The sequence below is a fragment of the Nocardia cyriacigeorgica genome, from assembly GCF_010858045.1.
GTDB lineage: Bacteria > Actinomycetota > Actinomycetes > Mycobacteriales > Mycobacteriaceae > Nocardia > Nocardia cyriacigeorgica_E.
In genome coordinates, this window is the sequence record NZ_JAAGVC010000004.1 from 45,990 (window position 1) to 70,518 (window position 24,529).

Below are 24,529 nucleotides of genomic sequence, written 5' to 3' on the forward strand. Positions count from 1 at the left end.
TGCCAGCTCCGCACGTCCGTGGCGGCGGAGCGGGTCGATGATCGGCGATCGAATGTTGCGATATCGATCAGGTGAGGGCGTGTTCTTCCGCGTACACCTTGCGGCAGACCGGGGCACAGAACACCCGGGTCTCACCGTTGTGGGTGAGGGTGAATTCGGCGGTGGCGATGTCGAGGGTCATGCCGCAGACGGGGTCGACGCCATAACCTTCGGGTACTTCGCGGGTGTCGGCCGCGCTGTCGTAATCGGCGGTCATCATCTTGGTGAGTTCGGTGGCGGTGGTGGTGCGGCCGACGGTGCCGAGGTTGTGTTCGCGCACGCCGAGGATCTGCACCACGCAATGCGGGTCGTCGCGCAGCCGCTGCGGATCGCCCTCGAACTCGGCGATGGCGTCGGTGATGAGGGGGATGATCCCGTCGCCGAAGCCCGGGCCCGCCCACGATCCGGGGACGGTGACCCGGGCCAGGTAGCGCGGTGCGTCCGCCGGGCTCGGCCCACCGGTGGCCCAGGCGGCGGGCTGGTGCACGAGCACGTGGGTGAACTCGCGGGCGCGCGCCAGCACCGCGTCCGGCGCGGAATCCGCGGCGGTGATCGTGTGCAGTATGTGCGCGGCGAGGGCGTGGCCCCGCTCGCCGGTCAGGGTGGGATCGGAGACGTAGAGGTCGATGGTCATCATGAGTGGATCTCCTTCGGGGACAGCAGGGTGGTGATGACGATGAGGACGAAGACCGCAACGGCGCACACCACACGGGCGATGTGGAAGTTCTCCCAGCGGGCGAGGGCGTCGGCGTAGTCCGCGGGCGGTCCGGATACCGCCCACGCCTTGATCTCCTGGTTGATCGGCACATTGCCGAGTCGAGTGATGAGGAAGACCGCGACCGCGCCGATCGTCGCTGCTCCGGCCACCCAGCGCTCCCTTCCGCGGGCGCGTACCGCGAGAACCAGGCATCCCGCGAACGTGAGAGCCATAAGGCCTTGCATGACAACGCTGTTGGCCGACATCAGCGCGGTGTGGAAACTGAGACGAACCTCCGGCGCCACCTCGCGGAAGGCGTAGAGCACGTTGGTTCCACCGTAGAGAAAGGCGCCGCCGAGCAGGCCGCTGAACAGCAGTGCGGCGCCGCGGGCGAGACGAGGACGAGCGAAGCTCACCGGTACACCTCGGTCTTCGTCGCATGGGACAGAAGTTCGTCGACCGACCACTGGTCGTCGGCGTGCGCCCCATGCTTGCTCGCCACGACACGGCCGTCGGGTGCGATGAGGAAATCGGCGGGCAGGCCGAGGCGTCCTCCTTCCGGCTTGCCCGGCGGCGCAACGTGACCCGGCGTCCGAGACGCACGCACCTCACGGGTGATGGCGCGGAGAATGGTCGGCCAGGCACGCGGATCGAGCAGGGCACGGGGCGCGGATTCCACACCGAACTCGCGGTAGAGACGGCGGCCGGGGTCGGCGATCACGGCCAGCGGCAGGTCGGCGGTGTATTTCAGGAGCTCCTCGGCACTGGAATGAAAGACGACGACCTCGCGGACATTCGCCGCGTGGATCTCATCCAGCCGGTCGACGACCGACCGCAGATGCAGACTGCACACCGGGCAGCCCGCGAACCTGCGGAATTGCAGATGGACCAGGCAGTCGGGGTCGGGAATCGGCACCGGTGTGCCGGTGATGGTGACGAGCTGTCGGCCGGCGACAGCGGACGGGAAAGGCATCCGAACTCCTTAAGTGTACAAAGTACGCCTACGACCAGTATGCGCGTATCGCGTACGCTGTCAATCCATGCCCCGCCCACGTTCGCTGACCACCGACGATCTGTCCGGCGCCGCTCTCGCCGTGATCGATCGCGACGGTCTGGAGGGGCTCACCATGCGCGCGGTCGCCAAGGAACTCGGCATGGCGACCATGGCGCTCTATCGATATGTCGCCGACCGGACGGCGCTCGAGGTCCTCGTGGTCGAACGCGTCTTCGCCGCCGTCGACCTCACCGTGCCGCGGCAGCTGAGCTGGCGCGACCGCATACGCCTGCTGCTGGACCGAACCCGGCGCGTAGCGGCCGAACACCCCGATACCGTGCCGCTGATCCTGCGGCACCGGCATTCGGCCCGAGCTTCGCTCGGCCTGATCGAAGCTATGCTGTCGACGCTCACCGACGGCGGCCTCACCGGCATCGACCGCGTCATCGCCCAACGCACCCTCATCGCCTACCTACTCGGTTTCCTGCAGAACGAGCACTACGCCGCCCTCTCCGGGGCGGGCACCGCCGCCATGGCCGCCCTATCGTCCGAGGAGTTCCCCTACCTCGCGCAAACGGCCGCCGACGCTCGCACCGTCGCGCCGGAACGCGAATTCAGCGCCGGCCTGGATGTGATACTCGACGGTCTCACGTAATATGCTGCGTCAGAATGTGATTCGTGGAGTCCCTCGCTATTCGAGCCATTGCTCCACCTCGGTGGGTAATCGAACCGCGTGGATCGGCGCCCGTCCTCGGCACTAGCACCGTTCGTACCGACGCGCGTACGGCTCCGACTCCGGTGCCACCTCGAGGCGGGGTGCTGGGCAGCCGCCGACGAGGACGGCGAACGTGGGGCCGCTGCGGGTGATGATGGTGTAGTCGACCACGCCGCCGCGTTCGGACAAGTGGGGCAGGTGCCGGTCGGCGAGTTGTCTCGCCTGTGCGGCACTGAGTTCCGCTCCGTCGGGCGGGAATACCTGGACGCCGAGTGTGCGGCCCGTGGCGTCGGGCGGGTCGAATACTGACACCCGGACGATCGCCGAGGTGGGTTGCTCGGACAGGAACCATTCCCACAGTGCGAGTTCGCTACCCGATGGGAAACGGCGGCGGCCCTCCGCGTGGATCACGCTGGGTTCCAGCCTCGAGTAGTTCTCGGACATGCTCTTCCCGTGAACGGGGGAGACCGTCCAGCGGTTGGGCGCCAGTTCCGGGAACTCCGCGATGATTCGTCGCATCGCCGCGGTGGCTCGGTAGGGTTCTGCCTCGGAGCCGGCGCTGACATCGACGGCGTGGACCCCGGACCAGTGGATCTGCGCACCGGTGCCGGCCAGCGAGAGGCGGGCCCAGTTGTGCGCGGCGTCGACGTCCCGTGCCACGTCCCGCCCGAAGGCCCAGGACCCGTAGTAGGAGTCCGTCAACCGCTCCATCTCGACCATTGTCGTCTCGCCTCGGTAGTGCGCCGGTAGCGGCTGGGCGGCCATGACACGCACCACGGACCCGGCGTCGGCTGGTGTTGCGTCATCCTCGAGCTGCACGGCGAGCGAGGACGAGTAGTACGAGTTGGGGCCGTAGGGGACGTATTCGAATACATGTGACGCGTCTGCCACTCCCGGAACGGCTTCGATGGCCGACTCGATCCGTCGCGACCAACTGTCCCGCTCGTCCTGATCGGGTCCTTCCGGGAAGAGCGAACATCCGGTGAGCAGGATCGCTGCCATCGACACGATGGCAGGCACTGTGAAGCGCATGAGCAGTCATCCTGCCAGCAGCCGGTGCCGGGCGGCTGGACGAATGTTGTCGGCTGAGGGAATGCATCGGCCGCGGCGCGCGGGATCGAGCACCGGGCAGGGACTGCATCGGCCGGATTACTCGACGGCCGCGCTGAGCCGCGCGGTGAGTTCGCGGACGCGGGCGATCAGCTCCGGGGGTTCGTGGATGCGGAATGGCAGATCGAACAGGGCGAGGTAGATCGCCAGTTCGTCGAGGGAGTTGGAACCGGTGCGTAGCGTGCAGGATTCGGCGTCGATCGGTTCGATGGCGCCGATCGTCGGCGGGATTCGGTCGGCAGCGGTCTCGGCGGGGACGGCGATGGTGACCCGGGCCGCGTAGCGGTACGGCGCCACCGCCACATTGCTGGAGACATATCCGGCGAGGTCGACGTCGGGAGCCTCGCGTGGAGTGAAACGTGGGCCGGTGGGAGTGCGCGGGTGCAGCCGGTCCACGCGAAAGGTGCGCCAGTCGGCGCGGTCGACGTCCCAGGCGATGAGGTACCAGCGGTGGCCGGTGTGGGCGAGTCGGTGTGGTTCGGTGATACGCAATGTCGTGGTGCCGTCGTGGCTTCGGTAGTCGAAGCGCAGGCGGTGTTTGTCGCGGATCGCGCCGGCGATGGCGGTGAGGATCTCCGGATCGACGGCCGGGCCACCCGCGCCGACGGTGACGGTCGCCGCGAGCAGCGTGCGCACCCGATGACGCAACCGAGCGGGCAGCATCTGCTCCAGCTTCGTCAGCGCTCGCAGCGAACTGTCCTCGATGCCGGTGATGGTCCCGCCGGCGGCGGTGCGCAGGCCGATGGCGACCGCGACGGCCTCGTCATCATCGAGCAGCAGCGGCGGAAGATGGCTGCCCGCACCGAGCCGGTAGCCGGCAACGCCGCGCGCCGCTTCGACCGGATATCCGAGGTTGCGCAGCTTGTCGATATCGCGGCGCACGGTGCGGATATCGATGCCGAGTTCGGCGGCCAGATCGGTGCCGGTCCATTCGCGATGCATCTGCAATAGCGACAGCAGACGCAAGAGCCGCGCCGACGTTTCCCACATACTTTCAGTCTGCCGCACGGTTAGGGCCGAAACTGTCCTAACCGGCTCCTACCGTAGCTCCCATGACCATCACTCCCTTCCGGATCGACATCCCGCAGAGCGACCTCGACGACCTGCACCGCAGGCTCGATGCGACCCGCTGGCCCGCATCGCTGCCCGGCGACGACTGGGATACCGGCGTGCCCACCGGCTGGCTGCGCGAGCTGGTCACCTACTGGCGCGACGAGTACGACTGGCGGGCGGCCGAACGCGGACTCAACGAATTCCCGCAGTTCACCACCGCGATCGACGGGCAGCTGATCCACTTCCTGCACGTCCGCTCGCCCGAACCGGACGCGTTCCCGCTGATCCTGACCCACGGCTGGCCCGGTTCCATCGTCGAATTCCTGGAGCTGATCGGCCCGCTCACCGACCCGCGTGCGCACGGTGGCGATCCGGCCGACGCGTTCCACGTGGTCATCCCGTCGCTGCCCGGCTTCGGGTTCTCCGGCCCGGTCGCCGATGCCGGCTGGACGGTCCAGCGGATCGCGGCGGCGTGGGCGGAGTTGATGTCGCGGCTCGGGTATGAACGCTACGGCGTGCAGGGCGGCGATATCGGCGCCGCGGTGAGCCCGGAGGTCGGTCGCGTGGCACCGGATCGGGTGGCGGGCGTGCACGTCAACGGCGGCGTTGGCGACTTCCTGCCGCTACCGCTGGCGGAGGAAGAACTGGCGACGCTGACCGACCTCGAACGCGATCGGGTGCGCCGCACCGAGGCGTTCATGCACGAGGAATTCGGCTACATCGCGATCCAGTCGACCCGCCCGCAGACCCTGGCCTACGGGCTGGTCGATTCACCGGTCGGTCAATTGGCGTGGATCATGGACAAATTCAGGGAATGGACCCACCCGCGCACCCTCGACCCCGACAAGATCATCGATCGAGACCCGCTGCTCACCAACGTGATGCTGTACTGGCTCACCGGGACGGCCGGCACCGCGGCCTACGTCGGGTACGCGCAGGACGCACCCTGGGGTGCGCAGAAGCAGAACTCGGGCGTGCCCACCGGCGTGATCGTGTTCGCTCACGATGTCGCCATCCGCAAGTACGCGGGCACCGCCGACACGATCACCCGCTGGATAGACGTCGACCGCGGCGGCCATTTCGCCGCACTCGAGGAGCCGGTGCTGCTCACCTCCGATATCCGCGAATTCTTTCGCGACCTGCGCTGAGCCGCTCAGGGCAGTGACTCCGCCAGCTCACCCGCCGAGCGCCAGGACTGACGTTCGGCGGCGAAGGCCCGCGCCTGCACGGCACGGAATTCGGCGATGGAATCGGCGTTGCCGGCGAGGAAGCGACGGTAGTCGGCGAGCCGGAACTCGCCGTCGTCGGTGCGCAGGTGCACGTTCCCGCGCGCGAAATCGGCGCGGAGGTCGAGCAATTCGTCCGGCTCCACCGGATACCAGCGAATGCGGTCGAAATACCGGAGTAGCCAGGGCGTTCCGGTACCGCGATGGTTCCACACCTGGGTCGTGCGACCGACGAACTGGTATCCGCCCGGACCTTCCATCCCATAGATGCACAGGTAGGCGCCGCCGATGCCGACCGCGTTCTCCGGCGTCCAGGTGCGGGCCGGGTTGTACTTGGTGGTGACGAGCCGGTGCCGCGGGTCGATCGGAGTCGCGACCGGCGCACCGAGGTACACATCGCCGAGACCGAGCACGAGATATTCGGCATCGAACACGGTGCGGTAGACGTCCTCGACCGACCCCAGGCCGTTCATCCGCCGGATGAACTCGATATTCCACGGGCACCACGGCGCATCCGCGCGGACCCCGTGCATGTAGCGGGTGATCGCCTCCCTGGTCGAGGGATCGTCCCAGGACAGCGGCAGGTGCACGGTCCGGCTCGGCACCACGAGCGCGTCCGAGGCGGGCAGCTGTCGTTCGGCTTCGGTGAGCAGATCCAGCAGCGTCCGCACCGGAAGGACCGCCGGATCGACCTTCACCTGGAGTGACCGCACGCCCGGCGTCAGGTCGACGATTCCGCGCGGTGCGAGCGCGAGCAGATGCTCGTGTAGCGCGTGCACCCGGGCGCGCAGGCCGAGATCCAAGGTCATGGCGCCGTATTCGATGAGCACACCGTCGTCACCGGCGCGCCGGTAGGTGACGCCGGTGTCGTCGTCGGCGTCGATGCGGCGGAGAATGCCGTCGTCACCGTCGCCGCCGGCCGACAGCACCGGCTGCCAACCGGCCCGCCGAGCCGGGCCCAGCGAGGCCATCGGCGCGGAGTGCTCCGCCCGGATCGGCACGAACCGAACCGTATCGCCGGGGCACAGCTGGCCGAGCTTCCACCGATCCGCCGCGACCACCGTGACCGGGCAGACGAAGCCGCCGAGGCTCGGACCATCCGGGCCGAGCAGAATCGGGGTATCGCCGGTGAAGTCCAGCGCACCGACCGAATACGGGGTGTCGTGAATATTGGACGGATGCAAACCCGCTTCACCGCCGTCGGTGCGCGCCCACTCCGGTTTGGGTCCGATGAGCCGCACGCCGGTGCGATCGGAATTGAAATGCACCTCGTAATCGGTGCCGACAATGGTGTCGAAGTCGGCGCGGGTGAAGAACTCCGGCGCGCCGTGCGGGCCCTCGGTGACGGCGAGTTCCCAGCGCCGCGACAGGACGGGTCGATCGTCGGCCGGTACCGCGGTGGCACGCGGGGGACGGGGCGGTCCGAGCGGCAGCAGCTCACCGGCTCGCAGTATCCCTCCGGTGCTGCCGCCGAACTTGCCGAGGGTGAACGTTGCCGAGCTGCCCAGATATTCGGGTAGTGCGAGGCCGCCGGACAGCAGAATGTAGGTGCGCAAACCAGGTCCTCGGATGGCCCCCACCTCGAGGACCGCGCCCGCGGCCACTTCGAGGGTGCGCCACTGCTCCACGGCCGCGCCGTCCACCGTTACCTGCGCCGGCGCACCGGTGACGCACACCCAGGTCGTCGCATGGAACCGCAGCGCCGGCCCGGTGAGCGTGCATTCCAGGCCGGCCGCGCCCTCGGCATTGCCGAGCACCCGGTTCCCGAGCCGGAACGACACATCGTCCATCGGACCCGACGGTGGCACTCCGACATGCCAATACCCGATGCGCCCCGGCCAGTCCTGCACGGTGGTCATCGCACCCGGCCGGACCACCTCCACCTGGTGGACCGGCAGCGCGGCGTCCGGTGCGGTGACCGGAGCGGGATCGATGATGGTCATCGCGAGACCACCATGCGAACCGGAGTGGGCTCGAAACCGTTGCAGGGGTTGTTGATCTGCGGGCAGTTCGATACCAGCACCAAGGTGTCGGTGTCGGCGCGCAGGGTCACCCGCTTGCCCGGCGCCGACCGGCCGTCCACGATGCCGAGGGTGCCGTCGGCCTCCACCGGGACATTCATGAACCAGTTGATATTCGACACCAGATCGCGTTTGCCCAGACCCCAGCGCATGCCCTCGGCGAGGAAGTTCTCCACGCAGGCGTGCTGATGGCGGGTGTGGTGGCCGTAGCGCAGGGTGTTCGATTCCTGGGAGCAGGCTCCGGCGAGGGTGTCGTGGTTGCCCACCTCGTCGGCGACCACCGTCATCAGTGGGGTGCCGTTCTCGGTGCGCAGCACGCTGCCGGTGGTGAGGAAGATATTGCGCTGAGCGGCGACGGTGGCCTGGGCGCTGTATCGGTCGGCGTGATCGTCGGCCGCGTAGAGCAGGCAATCGACAGCTTGGTTGCCGTGCAGGTCGATGATCTCGAGGTACTCGCCGGCACGGATGATCGCCGACCATGGGGCGCAGGCTTCGACCAGGTGGTCGCCGATGACGGTGCGGGCAATGGTGTCGCTCATGCGATGTCCTTCGAGTCGAGGGCGGCCGCCCATGCGGTTTCGGTGTTCTGCACGGCACGCAGGTATTCCGGATCGGTGTTGTGTGTGGCGCCGAGATCGGCGGGGGCGGGCCACGCCAGCACATCGAGATCGGTGACCGGCCGGTCGTCGAGTGCGTGGGCGGCATTGGCGATCAGCACGATGAGCGGAAGGTGGATGATCAGCTCGACAGCGGCACCGGGGGCCCGGTTGCCGGTACTCGTGAGGCTGCCGTCGTCGCCTACTCGCACACCACGGAACAACGACACGGGGGGTGCGATATCGCGCGGCGTCAAGCCCTGCTTGGCTGCGGCCATGCGCAGGAGGCTCCGGCCGGTGTCCGAGGGCCCGCACAGCGCGTCATGGTGGCCGGAATCGTCGGTCGTGATGGTGGCGAGCACCCGGCCCTGATCCGAGAGCAGCGGATGCCCGGGACCGAGATAGGCCTGCCAGGGCACCTTCATCGTGTCGGCGACATTGAGTCGCTCCCAGGGCGCGCCGGCCCGCAAGAGTGACAGGTGGGCGCAGGCCGCACCGCCAGGGTCGGCCAGCCGCAGGCGGGTACCGCGGCCGAGCACGACGTTGATGTAGCCGTCGGCCGGAATGCGCTGGGCGAAGGTGAGAGCCTCCAGGTCCAGGCCCGGCGGGAGGTCGGGTCCGGCGATTGTCGCTGTCGCCGCTTGCGCCCGGGCATGGGCTCGGGCGCCGGTGGTGGATGAGGTCGTCTGATTCATCTCTGCTCCTCGATACGGATGGCAGGCGGTTTCGGGGCTCGCGGCCCGATCGGCGGAACGGGCTCGCGGACAGTGGGTTCGCGTTCGAGCCGTTCGCGCGCCCAGCGGCCGGGTGAGCTGGCGCGCGGTCCGGCCGCGCGATGGTCGCGGCCGCGGATATCGCGTCAGCGGACGAGGCGCCGGCTGTCGGGTCAGCCGTTGCGCGTCGGCTCGGGTAGTCGGTTGCGGCGTCGGCTCGAGGTCAGCGGTTCGGCGTCGGCTCGGCAGCCAGTGGTTGAGGCATCGGCTCCGAGGCGGCGGTGCGGCCGACCACCATCCGGTAGACCAGCACACCGACCGCGAGCGTGCCGAGCACGAAGATCGGTGCGGCCCAGCGCATGACCGCCGACCCGCCGTCCGGCGTGTACACCTCGGCCCTCGGCCAGGCCAGATTCACGACCATCGCGATGCCCCAGAACACCGCGAGCACATTCACCGGAATCCCGAAGCGGCCCAGCGAGAACAGCCCGGCCCGGCTGCCCGCCTGCTCCGCGGCGGGCCAGCCCCGGAAACGGCGCACCAGCAGCGGCACTGTCACCAGGAGATAGGCGAGATACAGCGTCACGATGCAGACGCTGGCCAGGGTCGCGAAGATGGCGGCATTGCCGAGATTCACCAGCAGCAGCGCGATGGCGAGTACGCCGAACACCACCGCGGGCAGCACGGGTGTGCCGAAGCGGGGGTGCACGACCGCGAGCGCGCGGGCGAAGGGCAGCTTCCCGTCCCGTGCCATCGAGAAGATCAACCGGGACCCGGCGGTCTGGATGGCCAGCGTGCACACCATGATCGCGATCGCGACACAACCGAGCAGCACCTTGCCCGCCGTGCTGTTCAACTTGGCCGTCAGCACATAGGCCAGGCCATCGGCGGACAGGGCGCCGTCGGACAGGCTCGGCGCGGCCATCAGCGCGCCGAGCAACATCAAACCGCCGCCGATCGCCGAGACCGTCAGCGCGGTCAGGATCATCCGTGGCGCGACCCGGCGCGGATCTTTGGTTTCCTCGGAAAGCTCACCGGCCGAATCCAATCCGATCATGACGTAGGCCGCCATCAGCCCGGCCACCAGGAACGCCGCCCAATAGGGGCCGGGCGCGGCGTGCTCGGTCTCGAACACGACACCGGGGCCGCGTTCGGTATCGGCGAAGAACAGCGCGATGATCGCCAGCACGCCGACGATCTCGATGGTGACCCCGATCGAATTGATCCGCGCCATGAGATCGATGCCGATGACATTGATCAGCGTGGTCAGCGCCATCAATACGGCGCCGAGCAGCACCGCGTTCATCGCACCGGACGACGAGGTGAGTGCGGTCTCGGAGCCGATGATCTGGAATCCGCTCCAGATCGAGGGCAGCACCACCTGCAGCGCGATCGCCGCCGCGGCCGCGGTGACCACCCGCGCGATGATCATCAACCAGCCGGCGAACCAGCCGACGACCGCCCCGCCCAGCCGCCGCGACCACTGGTAGATGCACCCCGACAGCGGATACCGCGCCGCCAGTTCGGCGAAGTTCAACGCAACCATGAGCTGGCCGAGGAACACGATCGGCCAGGTCCAGAAGAACGCGGCCCCGCCGAATGAATAGCCGAAGCCGAAGAACTGGAAGATCGTGGTGAGGATCGAGACGAACGAGAAACCGGCCGCGAACGAGGCATAGCGCCCGAGCTTGCGGTGCAGGACCGGCTGATAGCCGAAATCGGCGAGATCGGCACTGTCGGAGCCGTGATCGGGCGGATCTGCGGGGCGGGTGTCGACTGTGGTGGCCATATGCGGAGGTCCTTCGGCGAGCGCCAATAACTATCAGCCGATAGTTTTGCGGCCGCGATCGCGCTTTCGGTGACCTGCGTGTATCGGTTGGAGGTCTCCCGGTAACTTCTGGGTTTCCTGCTTTTCTATCGAATGACAGAAATCTCACCGCCTGGTGCGGCGCATGGCGAGGCGGGCCGGGTGCCCGCGTGCGGGGCCCGTGATGGGCGCGATGCGAGAATGAGGGCGTGGTCAATCTCGGTCCAGGACGTCCGCGCGTCGAGCAACGCCTGCGCCGCGGCAGCACACCACGCGAGGAGATCCTCGACGCCGCTGCCGAGCTGTTCACCACCAACGGCTACGGCAGCACTTCGACCCGGGGAATCGCCGACGCCGTCGGCATCAGACAGGCCTCGCTGTACCACCATTTCGCCGCCAAGGACGACATCCTCGACGCGTTGCTCGCCGAAACCATCGCCGCGCCTTTGGCTTTGGCCGCGCGGCTGCGCGAGATCGATGACCGGGCGCCGGTACGGCTGTATGCCCTTGCCTGGTCGGACGTGGATCAACTCTGTGCGTCGCGGTGGAATCTCGGCGCGCTGTATCTGCTACCGGAGCTGCGCGGGGAGCGCTTCGCGTCGTTTCGGCTACGGCGTGACGAGCTTCGCACGCAGTACGAGCAGTTGGCCGCGGAGGTGGTGGCCGAGGCGGGGGCAGCCGGTGTGCCGGCCGCGATCACCTTGCCGTTCCGAATGGTCGAAACCGTGATCAGCATCCGATCCGATCATGGCGCGGCGCCTGCCACGGCGCGCTCGGACATCTCCGATGCGGTGCTGCGCGTCCTCGGCTGGCCGGGCCCGCTGGACCCGGTGCGGGCCGAAGCGGGTGCGCTCCTCGGGCGCATCGGCTGAAAGTCAGGACTTGCCTTTGGCGGCGACCCAGTCCAGACCCCAGTTGTAGCGTGCGTCGACGACGCTGTTGGTCCAGCCCGGCCGTTCGACCGACGGTGGAACGAAGACGCCTTCGCGACGGACCAGCAACTCCCCGTCGACGTTCTCGATCAGCGCGAGAACCATCGAGCGCGAATTATCTGTACAGCCATCGACTTGCATCTCGATCGGTGGCGCACCGGGCGGGTACAGCGTCGCGGTTGCTCGTACGCCTCGCAGGTCGGGGGCACCTTCGTAGAGTGTTGCGTACACCAGCAGGCGTTTGAAGTCGGCGACGTGATCGAGATTGATGTCGAGATTCTCGCCGTTGACCGCACTACCGGTTCGATCGTCCTTGTCGAGTCGCACGTACGGCTCGGTGTCGAGCGCTCCGAAACTACCGAGCGCCTGGATGATCCCTTTGTTGCCGTTGCCGAGCTCCCACAGGCAGCGGAGATCGAGGTCGATGGCTTTGCCGCGGCGCTTGCCGAACAGGCCCCCACCCCCCGTCGACCAGTTGAGATTCACCCGCATCGTGCCCGCGCTGACGCCGCCCTTGGTCAGGGACACCGACGGCGCTTCCTTGGTCAGGGACAGCTTGGTCATACCGATCGGCGCCGATCCCGCCGGCGCGCGATGCTGCGGCGCCGGCGGGAATGGCTGGGGTGCCGACTGCTGGTAGTGCGGTCCCGGCGCGAACTGCGGCGGCGCCGGCTGCTGGTACTGCGGCTGTGCGGCGAACTGCGGTCGGAGCGGTGCGGGGTTCGGCGGAATCCCTTGGGGCTGCTGGAACTGCGGTGGTTGCGGCGCGGCACTCGGTGCAGGCACCTGCGACGCCGTCGGCTGTGGCGGCGTCGGCGGCGGGGTCGGCTGGACAGGCGCCGGGTCCTCATCGACGGAGATGCCGAAATCGGTAGCGAGCCCGGCGAGCCCGGTGTCGTAGCCCTGCCCGACCGCGCGGAATTTCCACGCGCCTTGCCTGCGGTAGAGCTCGCCTAGCACGAAGGCGGTTTCGCTGGTGGCGCCGGTGCTGTCGAAGCGCGCGAGCTCGGCCCCGTTCGCGGGATCGAGCAGGCGTACATACAGGCCGTGGAGCTGGGCGAAGGTGCCGCCGTCGGCGGAGGCGGCGATGACGATGGTGTCGATCTGGGGTTCGACCTGAGCCAACCACACGGCGAGCAGATCGATGACCTGCGCCCCCTGCTGCTTCCCCTCGTGCCGCACCGCACCCGACGGATGCGCGGGCTGGTTGTAGAACACGAAATCGTTGTCGGAGCGGACCTTACCCTCGGCGAGCAGCAGGGCGGACGCGTCCGCGTCGGGGACGCCCGGCCCGGATCGCCATCCCACTTCGACACGAACCGCGGCCAGGGGAACAGCGACGTTGGCGCCCTTCGTCATCGACACGACTGCCAACGTATCCGAGGGCGGTGCACCCGGCCACCCGGCGCGAATCCGGCCGGGCCGACTCGCCGCTCAGTGCGTCGGTGGCGCGATATTCCAGTGCTCGTGCAGCGCTCCCGCGATCTCCGGCAAGACCATCACCGGAATCTTCTTGCGGCGCAGCATGTTCCGGATCTGATCCACCTGCTCGCGTTTACGCATGTCATAAGCGCTCGACACCGGCCCGCTCACCGGCGGGATCGACAACAACACGAGTTCGCCGTGCTCTTCGTCGCCGCCGACCAGGTCCAGCGCCAGCGACCAGCGGGCGCGCTCGTCGAGGGTGAAGCGGCCCGCGACCACCCGGTCCCAGTCGATGCTGGTCTCGGCCCACGGGGTGCGGCGGTAGATGGCGCCTTCGGTGAGCACGACGGCGTCACGGGTGAACAGGGCCACCAGCACCGCAACGCCGGCGATCGCACCGGCGAGCAGCCCGGTGAACACGCGGTTCATCCCGAACGCGGCGATGGTGGCCAGGCACAGCGCGACCGTGACGGCGATGCCGAGCACGCCGTAGATCATCGCGCGCCTGGTGGGCACCACGCCCGCGTGCACCAACGTCATCTCGTCTCCGTCCGCTACCGCAACTGGCTGGTCAGGACCATACTGCCGCGGCGCGGACGTCGCCACCAGAGGACGGCTCAGGCCTGCAGCGCGACGGCCGCCTCGGCGGTGTAGACGAGGAAGGTCAGGCTCTGCTGGAAGTACAGCTGCACCGATTCCGCGTCGTGGCTCAGGTAGCCGATCGAGAGATCCTGGCCGATCTGGAGGTCGAAATCGCCGCCGCGGGTGGTGAGCACGAACGCGCCGTCGATGGCGGGCGCCCAGATGATCTCGCCCTCCGGGATGAGGCGCTCGATGTGGGTGCGGATCGGGTGCCCGTGGTCGGAGGTCTCGCTGACGGCGGTGTAGAGGTCGGCGCTCAGCAGCACCGAGTAGGGGCCGTCCACACCGGCCAGGCGCAGCTCGCTCAGCGCCTGGGCGACGGCCTCTGGTACCAGCCGCGGATCGCTGGGCACCGCGACCGGCTCGTTCGATGCGCTGGCCCGGATGCCAGTGATGTTGGCGGCCGGGTAGCCCTCGAAGATGGCGCGGTCCTCGGCCCAGGCGATGCGCTTGGCGGCGTCCTTGACCGGGTCCAGGTCGGCGTCCTCGGCGCCGCGCTCGATATTGTCGAGCTCCTCGCGCGAGAGGGTGAACGGCACCCGCAGCTCCACCAGCGGGGCCACCAGCCGCTGCCGGGCCTGCACGCCGTCATCGGGGGCGGCGATGGGCGCGGTGCGGCCGAGCCCGACCGCGGAGTAGTCGGTGCCGTGCGGACCGGACAGGTCGACGACGCGGCGGCCGGCGATATGCCGCTTGAAGGTGCGGGTGGCCTCTTCCTCGATCGCCGACCAGGCCTCGGAGGTGATCGGCGCGAGTTCACGATGCAGGTTGTTCATGAATTAACTGCTCCTTTTCAACGTGCCGATACCGAGAGAGCCGTCGGCGGCAGGTGCGGCGGGGGTGGCGTCGTCTGCCGGTGCGTCCCCTGGTGGGTCGGGCAGATCGTCGAGGAAGTCTTGGGCGGGAACGAAGAACAGGCTGCCGGTGACGGCGATGGAGAAATCCAGGATCCGGTCGTAGGCCGCCTCGTCGGAGCCGAGGAACATGCGCTCGAGCATGCGTTCGGTGACGCTCGGCGTGGCCGAATAGCCGACGAAGTAGGTGCCCATCTCGTTGTCGCGGATGCTGCCGAAGGGCATATTCGCCCGCAGGATCTGCCGTTCGGTGCCGTCCGGGTCGACGATCGTGTTCACCGCGACATGCGAGTTCGCGGGCTTCACCTCATCGGGCAGCTCGAAATCGTCGAGCTTGGTGCGCCCGATGACCCGTTCCTGCTCCTCGACCGAGGTTGCCGCCCATTCGCTCATCTTGTGCACGTACTTCTGCACGATGACGTAGCTGCCGCAGGTGAAATCGGGGTCCTCGTCGCCGATCAGCGCCACCCGGCCCGCCGGGGACTCGGCCAGCGCGCCCTCGGGGTTCTCGGTGCCGTCCACGAAGCCGAGCAGATCGCGCTGTTCGAAGTACCGGAAGCCGGTGACCTCGTCGACGATGGTGGCCGCCCCGTCGAGCCGCTTGCCGATCGCCATGGCCAGCTCGAAGCAGGCGTCGTGCACCTCGGCCTTGATGTGGAACAACAGGTCACCAGGGGTGGCGGGCGCCTGATGGCGCGGGCCGTCGTATCCGGGGAACTCGTGCAGTTCGGCCGGGCGAGGCCCGGAGAACAGCCGGTCCCATGCCGCGGAGCCGATGCCGACGATGCAGGTGAGGTCGGCTCCGGGCAGCCGGAATCCCACCGAACGGCGCAAACCCGCCAGATCGGCGAGCAGATCGCGCACCGTCGCTTCGCCACCCTCGTCGATGGTGGCGACGAGGAAGATCGCGGACGGTGTGAGCGGTTGGAGGATCGGCTGCGGCTCACCCATGATCGACAAGCCTAGTAGCTGCGAGCGTGCTGACCGCAGCGATTGGGCAAGGGCGTGTTAAGGCTCACCCGGATCATGGGGCGCGCGTTGCTGTTTCGTAAGCCTCACCTACGTCGGCGCGCTATTTCGCGACGGTCAGCAGAAAGGCCACGTCGTCGACGGCTTTGACACTGTGCCGGGCCTTGGGGACCACGAGCAGATCGCCCGCCGAACCCTTCCATTCGTTGGCGCCGCTGATCAGGGTCAGGGTGCCGCTGAGCACCAGCAGGGTGGCATCGCCGAAGTTGTCGTGTTCGGCCAGGCTCTGGCCCGCACTGAGACCGACGACGGTCTGGCGCAGCGTTTGCGCGTGGCCGCCGTAGATCGTTTGCGAGCTACGGCCGCTCGTGGCGGTAGCGGCCAGTTTGAGTTGCTGGCGAGCTACCGCGGTCAGCGATTTCTTGTCCATGGACTGCCTTTCGCAGATCACACCCGGAACAGGGCTGGTGTTCGGGGCCGATATCGCTGAGTATGCCCGACCCGTCACCGGCGCTCGGGCGTTTTGCGTCGGTTGTGCGGTCGGAGCGGGAGTGCAGTGGGAAGGATTCAGCGGCGTCGAGTGAATCTGCGGATCCGGTACCGAGGGCCCGCACTCGACTGCTGCCACGGCGTGTCGTCGTCGGCCCGCCAGTGCGCGTCGATGGGCGGTGCGTAGGCGTCGCCCGCGATATCGAGGTCGATCTCGGTGACCAGCAGTTCGGTGGCGTACTCCATTGCGGCGCGATAGATTTCGCCGCCGCCCATGATCCACACATCGTCGGGTGCGGTCAGTGCGAGCGCGTCCGGGAGTGAGGCGCTGCGTTCGGCGCCCTCGCCCGACCAGTCCGGCTGTCTGGTCACCACGATATTGCGGCGACCGGTCAGCGGGCGGAAACGTGGCGGCAGCGAATCCCAGGTGCGCCTGCCCATCACCACCGGATGACCCAGGGTGACCACCTTGAAGTTGGCCATGTCCTCGGGCACCCGCCAGGGGATCCGGTTGCCCGCACCGATCACCCCGTCGGGTGTCTGGGCCCAGATCAGGCCGATGACACGGGACGGGCTCACACGGCCACCGGGGCCTTGATCGCCGGGTGGTGCCGGTAGTCGGCGATCTCGATGTCGTCGTAGGTGTAGTCGAACAGCGAGGACGCCTTGCGCAGGGTCAGCGTGGGGAACGGGTAGGGCTCGCGGGTCAGCTGTTCGGTGACCTGTTCGACGTGGTTGTCGTAGATGTGGCAGTCACCGCCGGTCCAGATGAAATCACCCGGCTCGAGCCCGGTCTGCTGGGCCACCATATGCGTGAGCAGTGCGTAGCTGGCGATATTGAACGGCACCCCGAGGAACAGGTCGGCGCTGCGCTGATACAGCTGGCAGGACAGCTTTCCGTCGGCCACATAGAACTGGAAGAACGCGTGGCACGGCGCCAGCGCCATCTTGTCCAGTTCGGCCACGTTCCACGCCGACACGATCATCCGGCGCGAATCCGGATCCTCGCGCAGGGTGCGCAGAACCTGGGAGATCTGGTCGATATGACTGCCGTCCGGGGTGGGCCAGGACCGCCACTGCACGCCGTAGACCGGGCCGAGCTCGCCGTCGGGTGCGGCCCATTCGTCCCAGATCGTCACACCGTGCTCGCGCAACCAGCCCACATTGGAATCACCGCGCAGGAACCACAGCAATTCGTAGACGATCGACTTCAGGTGCACGCGCTTGGTGGTGATCAGCGGGAACCCGGCCGACAGGTCGTAGCGCAGTTGATGGCCGAAGACGCTGCGGGTGCCGGTGCCGGTGCGATCGGATTTCGGCGTGCCGGAGGTGAGCACCTGACGGAGCAACTGTTCGTACTGGGTGTCTGGGGTGGTCACGTCCTCGACCTTACTTCCAGCCCGTCGGCTCAGCCGCGACCCCCGGCGGCGTCGGTGCGCTCGATGCCGCCCCATAGGCTCGCCCCATGCGGAAGCTGTACGTGATCGGCATCGGCGCCGGCGATCCGGACCAGGTAACGGTGCAGGCCATCAAGGCCATGCGCGAGGCCGAGGTGTTCTTCGTGATCGGCAAGGGCGCCGAGAAACAGGAACTGGTGGATGTGCGCACCACCATCCTGGCCGAGCACATGGATCATCCGTATCGGATCGTGGAGATCGCCGATCCGCCCCGGGCGCGCACCCCGATGGACGGGGCCGGCTACCGCGAGGTGGTCGACGACTGGCACGAACGCCGCTCACTGCTGCTCGAAGACGAGTTCGCGCGGGTCGACGGGGTCGGCGCGATCCTGGTCTGGGGCGATCCGTCCCTGTACGACAGCACCCTGCGCATGGTCGAACGAGTGCTCGCCCGCGCGACGATCAGCTTCGACTACGCCGTCATCCCCGGCGTGACCAGCGTGCAAGCCCTCGCCGCCAGCCATCGGACGGTGTTGCACCGCGTCGGCGAACCGGTGCACATCACCACCGGACGCCGCCTGCGCGAGGAGGGCCTGGGTCCCGGATCGACGGTCGTCATGCTGGACGGGGACTGCGCGTTCACCGATCTGCCCGGCGATACCAGGATCTGGTGGGGCGCCTACCTCGGCATGCCCGATCAGGTGCTCGTCGAAGGTTCGATCGCCGAGGTAGGTGCGCAGATCAGCGAACGCAGGCAGCGGCTGCGCGCCGACAAAGGCTGGATCATGGATACCTACCTGCTGCGCACGCCAGAGCCGACCGGCGACGGCGAATAACCGCAGATCTGCCGACCGGGTCCGTAGAGTGGGCGGTATGACCGAACAGGACATCCTGGGGCGTATCAAGGAATTGGTCGAGCAGGAGCACACGCTGCGGTCGCAGGCCACGAGCGGTGAGCTGGATCCGAAATCGGAACGGCAGCGACTGGCCGAACTCGAGGTGATGCTCGACCAGTGCTGGGACCTGCTGCGCCAGCGCCGCGCCCGCATCGACGCGGGTGAATCACCGGACACGACGCAGGTCAGCTCGCCACGGCAGGTCGAGGGCTACCTCCAGTAGCGCCCCGTGCAGACCACCGAATTCGACGTCATCGTCATCGGCGGCGGACCGGCGGGGGAGAACGCCGCCTCCTACGCCATCGCGGGCAGCGATCGGACCGCCGCGATCGTCGAGCGTGAACTCGTCGGCGGCGAATGCTCCTATTGGGCGTGCATCCCGAGTAAGGCGCTGCTACGCCCCGGGCATGTGCTCGGCGCCGCCCGCGCCATGCCCGGAGTGCGCGCCGACGGACTCGATGTGGCCGCGGTGCTGCGCCGCCGCGACGAATTCGTGCACAACCACGACGACTCCTCGCAGGCCGATTGGGCGCACGACAACGGCATCGAGGTGGTGCGCGGAGCCGGTCGGCTGGCCGGTGAGCGGCTGGTCGACGTCGGCGGGCGCACGCTGCGCGCCCGCGAGGCGGTGGTGCTGGCCACCGGCGCCAAGGCCAACATCCCCGATGTGCCGGGGCTGCGGGCCGCGCGGCCGTGGACCTCACGCGATGTCACCAATCTGGCCGAGGTGCCGCGCCGGGTGCTCATCGTCGGCGGCGGCGTGGTGGCCTGCGAGGCCGCCACCTGGCTGGCCGCGCTCGGTTCGGTGGTCACGATGGTGGTGCGCGGTGATTCGTTGCTCGGACGGGTCGAGCCGTTCGCTCGGCAGCGGATCGCCGATGCGCTGACCGGGCGCGGCGTCCGGATCCGCTTCGGCGCCGAACCGGTGCGGGTGAGGCGTGCTCAGGTCGGCGATACCGGCGAAGGCCGCGTTCACGGCGGCCCGGTGACGGTGACGGTGCGCGACCGGCACGGCGAGAACGACCTCGAAGCCGACGAGGTCGTGGTGGCGGCCGGACGCGCCCCCGCCACCGAGGACCTCGGCCTGGAATCGGTCGGATTGTCGCCCGGCTACGTCGAGGTCGACGATCAGCTGACGGTGCACGGGCTGCCCTGGCTCTACGCCGTCGGCGATGTGAACCATCGCGCCGCGCTCACCCACATGGGCAAATATCAGGCCCGTATCTGCGGTGACGTCATCGCCGCCCGCGCCGAGGGCAGGCCACTGACGGGCCAGCGCTACGCCGCCACCGCCGACCACGCGCAGGTACCGCAGGTCGTCTACACGGATCCGGAACTGGCCTCGGTCGGGCTCACCGAAGAGGCGGCACGCACGGCCGGCCACCGGGTCGACACGGTCGAACTCGATATCGCCGTCGCCGGGTCGGCGCTGGCCCGCGACGATTACGCGGGCCGGGCGAAGCTCGTCATCGACACCGACGCCGGGACGCTGCTCGGCGCCACATTCGTCGGCCCCGAGGTGGGCGAACAGCTCCATGCCGCGACGATCGCGGTCGTCGGCGGTGTTCCGCTGGACACGCTGTGGCATGCGGTGCCGGCGTTTCCCGCGGTGAGCGAGTTCTGGTTGCGCCTGCTGGAGGCATGGCGCGCCTGAGCTGCCGGTAGCTCCGCAACCAGGCGATCGGATCGCATCGGGTGACCGCAGGTCCGGCGAGCCGTGCCCGCCCGCGTCGAACACAGCGCGGCGCGGGCAGGCGCTTCAGGACAGCGGCAGCGCGGCGATCGGGTCCGTGGTCGGGCCAGGTGAGCCGCCGGCGGGTTCGATGGTCATCGCGAGCTGATCGGCGGCCGCGAACTCGGTGACGTACGGCGCCTCGGCCGTGGGCAGATCGCTCAGCACACCGGCCGATCGGGGCACCCCTTCCGGGCCGATCAACCACAGCTGATGGGCCTGGCCGGTCGGCGGTGCGGGCACCGCGTCGAAGGTGATCGCGACGGCATCCAGCTCGTCGGAGATATGCGCGATGAGAGTGCCGCCGGTGCTGACCGGACTCGTCTCGGTGCGGGCATCGGGCTGGCGCAGCACCTGGTCCGCGGTCACCATGCGGGCGGGCGGCTGCTCCTCGGTGCGTTGACCGAGCACGGCGGCGCCGATCGCGACCACGGCGGCAACCGCGGCAGCCGCGGCGGTCCAGCGCATGAACTTGCGGCGCCGCAGCCGCGCGGCGGCGAGTTCGTCGGAGCCGTGCTCGTCGCCGGGGGCGCGGTCGGGTGCGGCGGTGTCGTCGCGTTCGCCGATCGCCTCCAGGATGCGCCCTTCCAATTCTTGCGGAGGGGCCTTCGCATCGAGTATCGACAGGGCGCCCATCGCTTCGCGCACCTCGCGCACGATCGTGTCGAAGGCGCGGCGGATGTCCGGATCGCAGACGCGCAGGCGGTGTTCGATGCTCTCGCGTTCGGCGTCGGAGACCGCGTCGAGGGCGTAGGGGTGGGCGAGATCGAGTAGGTCGTGATCGTCGGGATGCTCGGGTGGGGGCGCGTCGGTCATCAGCGGGTAACTCCGGTCAGGCAGTCCTGGAGGCGCTTCAACCCGTCCCGGATGCGGCTTTTGACGGTCGGCAATGGTGAGGCGAGGTGGTCGGCTACCTCCCGGTAGGTGCGGCCACTGTAGTAGGCCAGGGCGACGGCTTCACGTTGTGTGGACGTCAGCGTGTCGAGGCAGTCGCGCACGGCCTGTTCGTCCAGGCGCTGGCCGACCGTTTCGGCGACGATGTCGTGATCGCGGCCGAGGTGGGTGTGCCCGTAGACGGCGTCGCGGCCCGCGGCGGAGCTCTCGCTGCGCACCCGGTCCACCGCCCGCCGGTGGGTGATCATCATCAGCCAGCCGATCGGGCTCGACATCGCCGGATCGTAGCGATCGGCCGACGACCACACCTGGAGGAAGACCTCCTGGGTGGTCTCTTCGGCCGCCGCTGGGCTGCGCAGCACCCGCAGCGCGAGCCCGAAGACCCGCGGACTGGTCTCGCGATAGAAACGGGTGAAGGCCTCACGGTCACCGGTCGCGGTGGATTTCAGCAGACCGTCGAGCCTGGCGCGGACCTCGCCGTTGCCGTGCCGGACCGGGCAGGCCGCCTGCTCACCGGCCAGGTCATCGGGGGCGATGGGGCCGATGAACGGGATGGGACCCGTATCTCTGGTCATGATCGTCTCCTCGCCCGCATGACAGGAGGTTCGCCGTGGCCGTACGGCGGGATGGGAGCGAATGCGGGAATGTGGCCTGAGCCACGTCCGTGGCTTCGTCGGAGCACGGGTTCAGTCTTGCGCACGGTCGCGGATCCGGTGGGCGATTCGCCTGCGAATTTCGGTTTACTTCTGTTGGCCCCGCGCCAGTTGTCGTTACCATCGGTAAATGGTCGCGTCGACAGATGTCACGACCGCGGACGGCGTCGTTCGCGGTCACCGGGGCCGCCGGGTAATGCGCTGGCGGTCGATTCCCTATGCGGCGGCGCCGGTGGGTGAGCTGCGCTTCCGTGCGCCGCGTCCGGTGCAGCCGTGGACCGGAGTCCGCCAGGCCACCGAATTCGCCAACGCCGCGATGCAGCACCGCACCGGTGCGCAGATCGGGGCCCGGCGCTATCAGCCGACCAGTGAGGACGCGCTGACGCTCAACGTCACCGCGCCGGTCTCGCGTGGCAACACGCCGCTGCCGGTCATGGTCTTCATCCACGGCGGCGGCTACCTCTTCGGCACGTCGGCGCTGAGTCTCTACTCGGGTGCGCGGCTGGCGGTGGGCGGCGAGGTGATCGTCGTGTCGCTGAACTACCGGCTCGGCGCGTTCGGCTACGCCGATTTCGGCGAGTTCGGCAGCGCCGCGCGGCCGTTCGACTCCAATCTGGGCCTGCGCGATCAGATCGCCGCGCTGCAGTGGGTGCGCACCAATATCGCGGCCTTCGGCGGCGACCCGGGCAATGTGACGATCTTCGGCGAATCGGCGGGCGCGCACGCGGTACTGAGCCTGCTCGCCACGCCGTCGGCGGCGGGACTGTTCCACCAGGCGATCGCGCAGAGTGCGCCCGCCGACTGGGCGCTGACGGCCGACGACGCACGCTTGGTCGCCCGCCGATGCGTGGAAGCGCTCGGCGCGACGCCGGACACCGCGCTGCGGGTCCTGTCCGAGGCCGACGCCTACGCCATCCATCGCGCGTTCGGCCGGGCGATGCGCGCTTCATTGCAGGAACGGCCCGGGTTCTTCGCGGCCGCGCCCGTCGTCGACGGGACGTTGTTGCCGCAGGCGCCGATCGACGCGATCGCCGACGGCAATGCCCACCGGGTGCCGCTGATCATCGGCACCTGCAACAACGAGGGCACCCTGTTCGCGAAGTTCGCCGACGACGCGCTGCCGACCACGCCGCAACGCCTGCACGCGGCCATCGGTGACGATGCGGCCGAAGCCAGGGTGCGCGCCGCCTACCCCGGCTATCCGGCGCCGAAGGCCGCCATCCGGGCGGGCGGCGATTTCGTGTTCTGGCGGCCGTCGATCGAGGTGATGGCCGGGCACAGCAAATACGCACCGACCTACGCCTACCGCTACGACTACGCGCCGCGCGCGCTCCGGCTGGCCGGGCTCGGCGCCACGCACGCCACCGATCTCATCCCGGTGTTCGGCGTCGTGGACAGCCCCTTCGGCCGGGCGCTCACCGCGGCCGGTGGGCGGCGCGGTCTGGTATCGGTGACCAGGCAGTTCCAGGACAACTGGCTGCGTTTCGCGCACACCGGCGCACCGCTGCCGTCCTGGCCGGCCTACACCGAGAGCCGGCGCAGCACCTTGATCATCGACGCGCCGAGCCGGGTCGAACACGATCCGGCGCAGGCGCGCCGGCTGGCGTGGGAGGGCGTGCGGATGCCGAGGCTGGTGGAGCAGCGCGAAGTGGATCTCGGCTGAGCGCTACTTGAGCAGGCGCGACATGCGCCGGTCGGCGAGGATCTTGCCGCCGGTCTGGCAGGTGGGGCAGTACTGGAAGGACCGCTCGGCGAACGACACCTCGCGCACCGTGTCACCGCAGACCGGGCACGGCAGGCCGGTGCGGGCGTGTACCCGCATGCCCGAACGCTTTTCGCCCTTGAGCCGCGCGGCGTCCTGCCCGACGGAGCGTTGCACGGCATCCAGTAACACCGTGCGCATGGCCTCGTACAGCTGCGACACCTTCTCCGGCGAGAGCGATTTCGCGGTGGCGAACGGTGAAATGCGCGCGGTGTGCAGGATCTCGTCGGAGTACGCGTTGCCGATGCCCCCCAGCAGCGACTGTTCGACCAGCGCGGTCTTGATCCGTTGCGTACTCGCGCCGAGTAGCTGCGCGAACTCGTCCTCGGTGACGTCGAGCGCGTCGGGACCGAGCCTGCTGATGCCCGGCACCTGCTGCGGATCCTCGACGATGTAGACCGCGAGCCGCTTCTTCGTGCCGGCCTCGGTGAGGTCGAAGGCCGGGGTGGCGCCCTCGGGGGTGAAGAAATGCACCCGCAGCGCGAGCGGGCCCTTGCCGGGCTTGGGCGGGGTGGCGCTGGGGTTATCGGTCCAGCGCAGCCATCCGCCGCGGGAGAGGTGGGTGATCAGCCAGATCCCGCTGCAGTCGAGGCCGAGGAATTTGCCCCACCGGCCCGCACCGGTGACGTCGCGACCGGACAGTGCCGTCACGGGTGGGTCGAAGGTCTTGACCGCGCTCAGCGCCGCGACGTCCACGCGTCCGACCACCGCGCCGACGGCATGCTCTCGCAGGAACTGCGCCAGCGCCTCCACTTCCGGTAGTTCGGGCACGCGATTCAGGTTACCTGCGGCCACCGACAGATTCGGGCTGCAGCGGGCTGGTGGTTCGCGGGTGGACATGCGCGCCGCTTGGTGGAACTTTGTTCCGATTCTTGCCTCGCGTGGGCTTCGGGAAGGTTCGGCCACGCCGCTC

General features: G+C 68.7%; 26 protein-coding genes. 7 read left to right on the forward strand and 19 right to left on the reverse strand.

What is annotated here, in order from left to right; all coding sequences use genetic code 11:
* Positions 1 to 67 precede the first annotated feature (67 nt).
* From GV790_RS05415 to GV790_RS05425, 3 genes are read right to left on the reverse strand one after another with little or no spacing between them, the layout of a single operon-like run.
* Positions 68 to 676 (reverse strand): ATPase, encoded by a 609-nt coding sequence (locus GV790_RS05415; RefSeq protein WP_163811169.1) that lies wholly within the window; start codon positions 674 to 676, stop codon positions 68 to 70.
* Entirely contained in the window at positions 673 to 1,152 is a 480-nt protein-coding gene (locus tag GV790_RS05420; RefSeq protein WP_163811171.1) for a DUF1772 domain-containing protein, read from the reverse strand. The genes GV790_RS05415 and GV790_RS05420 overlap by 4 nt, the downstream gene beginning before the upstream one ends.
* On the reverse strand, positions 1,149 to 1,709 hold the full coding sequence (locus tag GV790_RS05425; protein ID WP_163811173.1) for a peroxiredoxin-like family protein: 561 nt from the start codon (positions 1,707 to 1,709) through the stop codon (positions 1,149 to 1,151). Before GV790_RS05425 ends, GV790_RS05420 begins: the two co-directional genes overlap by 4 nt.
* A 67-nt stretch (positions 1,710 to 1,776) precedes the next feature.
* Here GV790_RS05425 and GV790_RS05430 point away from each other — a divergent pair, with 67 nt between their 5' ends.
* Entirely contained in the window at positions 1,777 to 2,385 is a 609-nt protein-coding gene (locus GV790_RS05430; RefSeq protein WP_163811176.1) for a TetR/AcrR family transcriptional regulator, read from the forward strand.
* Positions 2,386 to 2,487: 102 nt separating this feature from the next.
* On the opposite strand, the gene GV790_RS05435 is transcribed toward GV790_RS05430, so the two are convergent.
* Together GV790_RS05435 and GV790_RS05440 are read right to left on the reverse strand one after the other, a co-directional pair.
* Positions 2,488 to 3,477 carry a hypothetical protein gene (locus GV790_RS05435; RefSeq protein ID WP_163811178.1) on the reverse strand — a complete coding sequence of 330 codons (990 nt, stop codon included), beginning with the start codon at positions 3,475 to 3,477 and terminating at the stop codon, positions 2,488 to 2,490.
* Positions 3,478 to 3,594: 117 nt separating this feature from the next.
* Positions 3,595 to 4,545, reverse strand: a complete 951-nt coding sequence (locus tag GV790_RS05440) for a helix-turn-helix transcriptional regulator (protein WP_163811180.1) — start codon at positions 4,543 to 4,545, stop codon at positions 3,595 to 3,597.
* A 62-nt stretch (positions 4,546 to 4,607) separates the two neighbouring features.
* Between GV790_RS05440 and GV790_RS05445 the strand changes: the two genes are divergently transcribed.
* On the forward strand, positions 4,608 to 5,756 hold the full coding sequence (locus tag GV790_RS05445; RefSeq protein WP_163811182.1) for an epoxide hydrolase family protein: 1,149 nt from the start codon (positions 4,608 to 4,610) through the stop codon (positions 5,754 to 5,756).
* Positions 5,757 to 5,761: 5 nt separating this feature from the next.
* Here GV790_RS05445 and GV790_RS05450 read toward each other — a convergent pair whose 3' ends face one another.
* The 4 genes from GV790_RS05450 to GV790_RS05465 form a co-directional block, all read right to left on the reverse strand.
* Positions 5,762 to 7,777, reverse strand: a complete 2,016-nt coding sequence (locus GV790_RS05450) for a 5-oxoprolinase/urea amidolyase family protein (RefSeq protein ID WP_163811184.1) — start codon at positions 7,775 to 7,777, stop codon at positions 5,762 to 5,764.
* On the reverse strand, positions 7,774 to 8,394 hold the full coding sequence (locus GV790_RS05455) for an urea amidolyase associated protein UAAP2 (protein ID WP_163811186.1): 621 nt from the start codon (positions 8,392 to 8,394) through the stop codon (positions 7,774 to 7,776). Before GV790_RS05455 ends, GV790_RS05450 begins: the two co-directional genes overlap by 4 nt.
* Positions 8,391 to 9,146 carry a DUF1989 domain-containing protein gene (locus tag GV790_RS05460; RefSeq protein WP_163811188.1) on the reverse strand — a complete coding sequence of 252 codons (756 nt, stop codon included), beginning with the start codon at positions 9,144 to 9,146 and terminating at the stop codon, positions 8,391 to 8,393. Before GV790_RS05460 ends, GV790_RS05455 begins: the two co-directional genes overlap by 4 nt.
* Positions 9,147 to 9,387: 241 nt before the next feature.
* Complete coding sequence (locus GV790_RS05465; protein WP_163811190.1) at positions 9,388 to 10,953, reverse strand: amino acid permease; 1,566 nt, start codon at positions 10,951 to 10,953, stop codon at positions 9,388 to 9,390.
* Positions 10,954 to 11,180: 227 nt separating this feature from the next.
* On the opposite strand from GV790_RS05465, the gene GV790_RS05470 reads away from it, so the two are divergent.
* Positions 11,181 to 11,843 (forward strand): TetR/AcrR family transcriptional regulator, encoded by a 663-nt coding sequence (locus GV790_RS05470; RefSeq protein WP_163811192.1) that lies wholly within the window; start codon positions 11,181 to 11,183, stop codon positions 11,841 to 11,843.
* 3 nt (positions 11,844 to 11,846) lie between these two features.
* Here the strand turns inward: GV790_RS05470 and GV790_RS05475 are convergent, their stop codons facing one another.
* The 7 genes from GV790_RS05475 to GV790_RS05505 all read right to left on the reverse strand — a co-directional run bounded on the left by GV790_RS05475 (position 11,847) and on the right by GV790_RS05505 (position 17,661).
* Positions 11,847 to 13,262 (reverse strand): TerD family protein, encoded by a 1,416-nt coding sequence (locus GV790_RS05475; RefSeq protein WP_175585811.1) that lies wholly within the window; start codon positions 13,260 to 13,262, stop codon positions 11,847 to 11,849.
* Positions 13,263 to 13,337: 75 nt separating this feature from the next.
* Positions 13,338 to 13,868 carry a hypothetical protein gene (locus GV790_RS05480; RefSeq protein WP_163811196.1) on the reverse strand — a complete coding sequence of 177 codons (531 nt, stop codon included), beginning with the start codon at positions 13,866 to 13,868 and terminating at the stop codon, positions 13,338 to 13,340.
* Between the two features lie 77 nt (positions 13,869 to 13,945).
* The gene (locus tag GV790_RS05485; RefSeq protein WP_163811198.1) at positions 13,946 to 14,746 is read right to left on the reverse strand and encodes a family 1 encapsulin nanocompartment shell protein; all 801 of its coding nucleotides are present in this window, start codon (positions 14,744 to 14,746) and stop codon (positions 13,946 to 13,948) included.
* Between the two features lie 3 nt (positions 14,747 to 14,749).
* Positions 14,750 to 15,775 carry a Dyp-type peroxidase gene (locus GV790_RS05490; RefSeq protein ID WP_163811200.1) on the reverse strand — a complete coding sequence of 342 codons (1,026 nt, stop codon included), beginning with the start codon at positions 15,773 to 15,775 and terminating at the stop codon, positions 14,750 to 14,752.
* Positions 15,776 to 15,896: 121 nt separating this feature from the next.
* Positions 15,897 to 16,223, reverse strand: coding sequence for a cupin domain-containing protein (locus tag GV790_RS05495; RefSeq protein WP_036540261.1), 327 nt, complete (start codon positions 16,221 to 16,223; stop codon positions 15,897 to 15,899).
* Between the two features lie 137 nt (positions 16,224 to 16,360).
* Positions 16,361 to 16,861: a dihydrofolate reductase gene (locus tag GV790_RS05500; protein ID WP_163811202.1), complete on the reverse strand. Its 501-nt coding sequence runs from the start codon at positions 16,859 to 16,861 to the stop codon at positions 16,361 to 16,363.
* Complete coding sequence (locus tag GV790_RS05505) at positions 16,858 to 17,661, reverse strand: thymidylate synthase (protein WP_163811204.1); 804 nt, start codon at positions 17,659 to 17,661, stop codon at positions 16,858 to 16,860. Before GV790_RS05505 ends, GV790_RS05500 begins: the two co-directional genes overlap by 4 nt.
* Positions 17,662 to 17,747: 86 nt before the next feature.
* Between GV790_RS05505 and cobF the strand changes: the two genes are divergently transcribed.
* Genes cobF through GV790_RS05520 form a run of 3 tightly spaced genes read left to right on the forward strand, consistent with a single transcriptional unit; the run spans position 17,748 to position 20,229 of the window.
* Positions 17,748 to 18,515, forward strand: coding sequence for a precorrin-6A synthase (deacetylating) (gene cobF, locus GV790_RS05510; protein ID WP_163811206.1), 768 nt, complete (start codon positions 17,748 to 17,750; stop codon positions 18,513 to 18,515).
* Positions 18,516 to 18,552: 37 nt separating this feature from the next.
* Positions 18,553 to 18,798, forward strand: coding sequence for a DUF2630 family protein (locus GV790_RS05515; RefSeq protein ID WP_163811208.1), 246 nt, complete (start codon positions 18,553 to 18,555; stop codon positions 18,796 to 18,798).
* Positions 18,799 to 18,804: 6 nt separating this feature from the next.
* The gene (locus GV790_RS05520) at positions 18,805 to 20,229 is read left to right on the forward strand and encodes a dihydrolipoyl dehydrogenase family protein (RefSeq protein WP_163811210.1); all 1,425 of its coding nucleotides are present in this window, start codon (positions 18,805 to 18,807) and stop codon (positions 20,227 to 20,229) included.
* Between the two features lie 105 nt (positions 20,230 to 20,334).
* On the opposite strand, the gene GV790_RS05525 is transcribed toward GV790_RS05520, so the two are convergent.
* The gene (locus GV790_RS05525; protein WP_163811212.1) at positions 20,335 to 21,123 is read right to left on the reverse strand and encodes an anti-sigma factor; all 789 of its coding nucleotides are present in this window, start codon (positions 21,121 to 21,123) and stop codon (positions 20,335 to 20,337) included.
* Positions 21,123 to 21,776: an ECF RNA polymerase sigma factor SigK gene (sigK, locus tag GV790_RS05530; protein ID WP_163811214.1), complete on the reverse strand. Its 654-nt coding sequence runs from the start codon at positions 21,774 to 21,776 to the stop codon at positions 21,123 to 21,125. Before sigK ends, GV790_RS05525 begins: the two co-directional genes overlap by 1 nt.
* A 208-nt stretch (positions 21,777 to 21,984) precedes the next feature.
* Between sigK and GV790_RS05535 the strand changes: the two genes are divergently transcribed.
* Complete coding sequence (locus GV790_RS05535) at positions 21,985 to 23,517, forward strand: carboxylesterase/lipase family protein (protein WP_163811216.1); 1,533 nt, start codon at positions 21,985 to 21,987, stop codon at positions 23,515 to 23,517.
* 3 nt (positions 23,518 to 23,520) lie between these two features.
* Here GV790_RS05535 and GV790_RS05540 read toward each other — a convergent pair whose 3' ends face one another.
* The gene (locus GV790_RS05540) at positions 23,521 to 24,387 is read right to left on the reverse strand and encodes an Fpg/Nei family DNA glycosylase (RefSeq protein WP_163811218.1); all 867 of its coding nucleotides are present in this window, start codon (positions 24,385 to 24,387) and stop codon (positions 23,521 to 23,523) included.
* Positions 24,388 to 24,529: the final 142 nt, after the last annotated feature.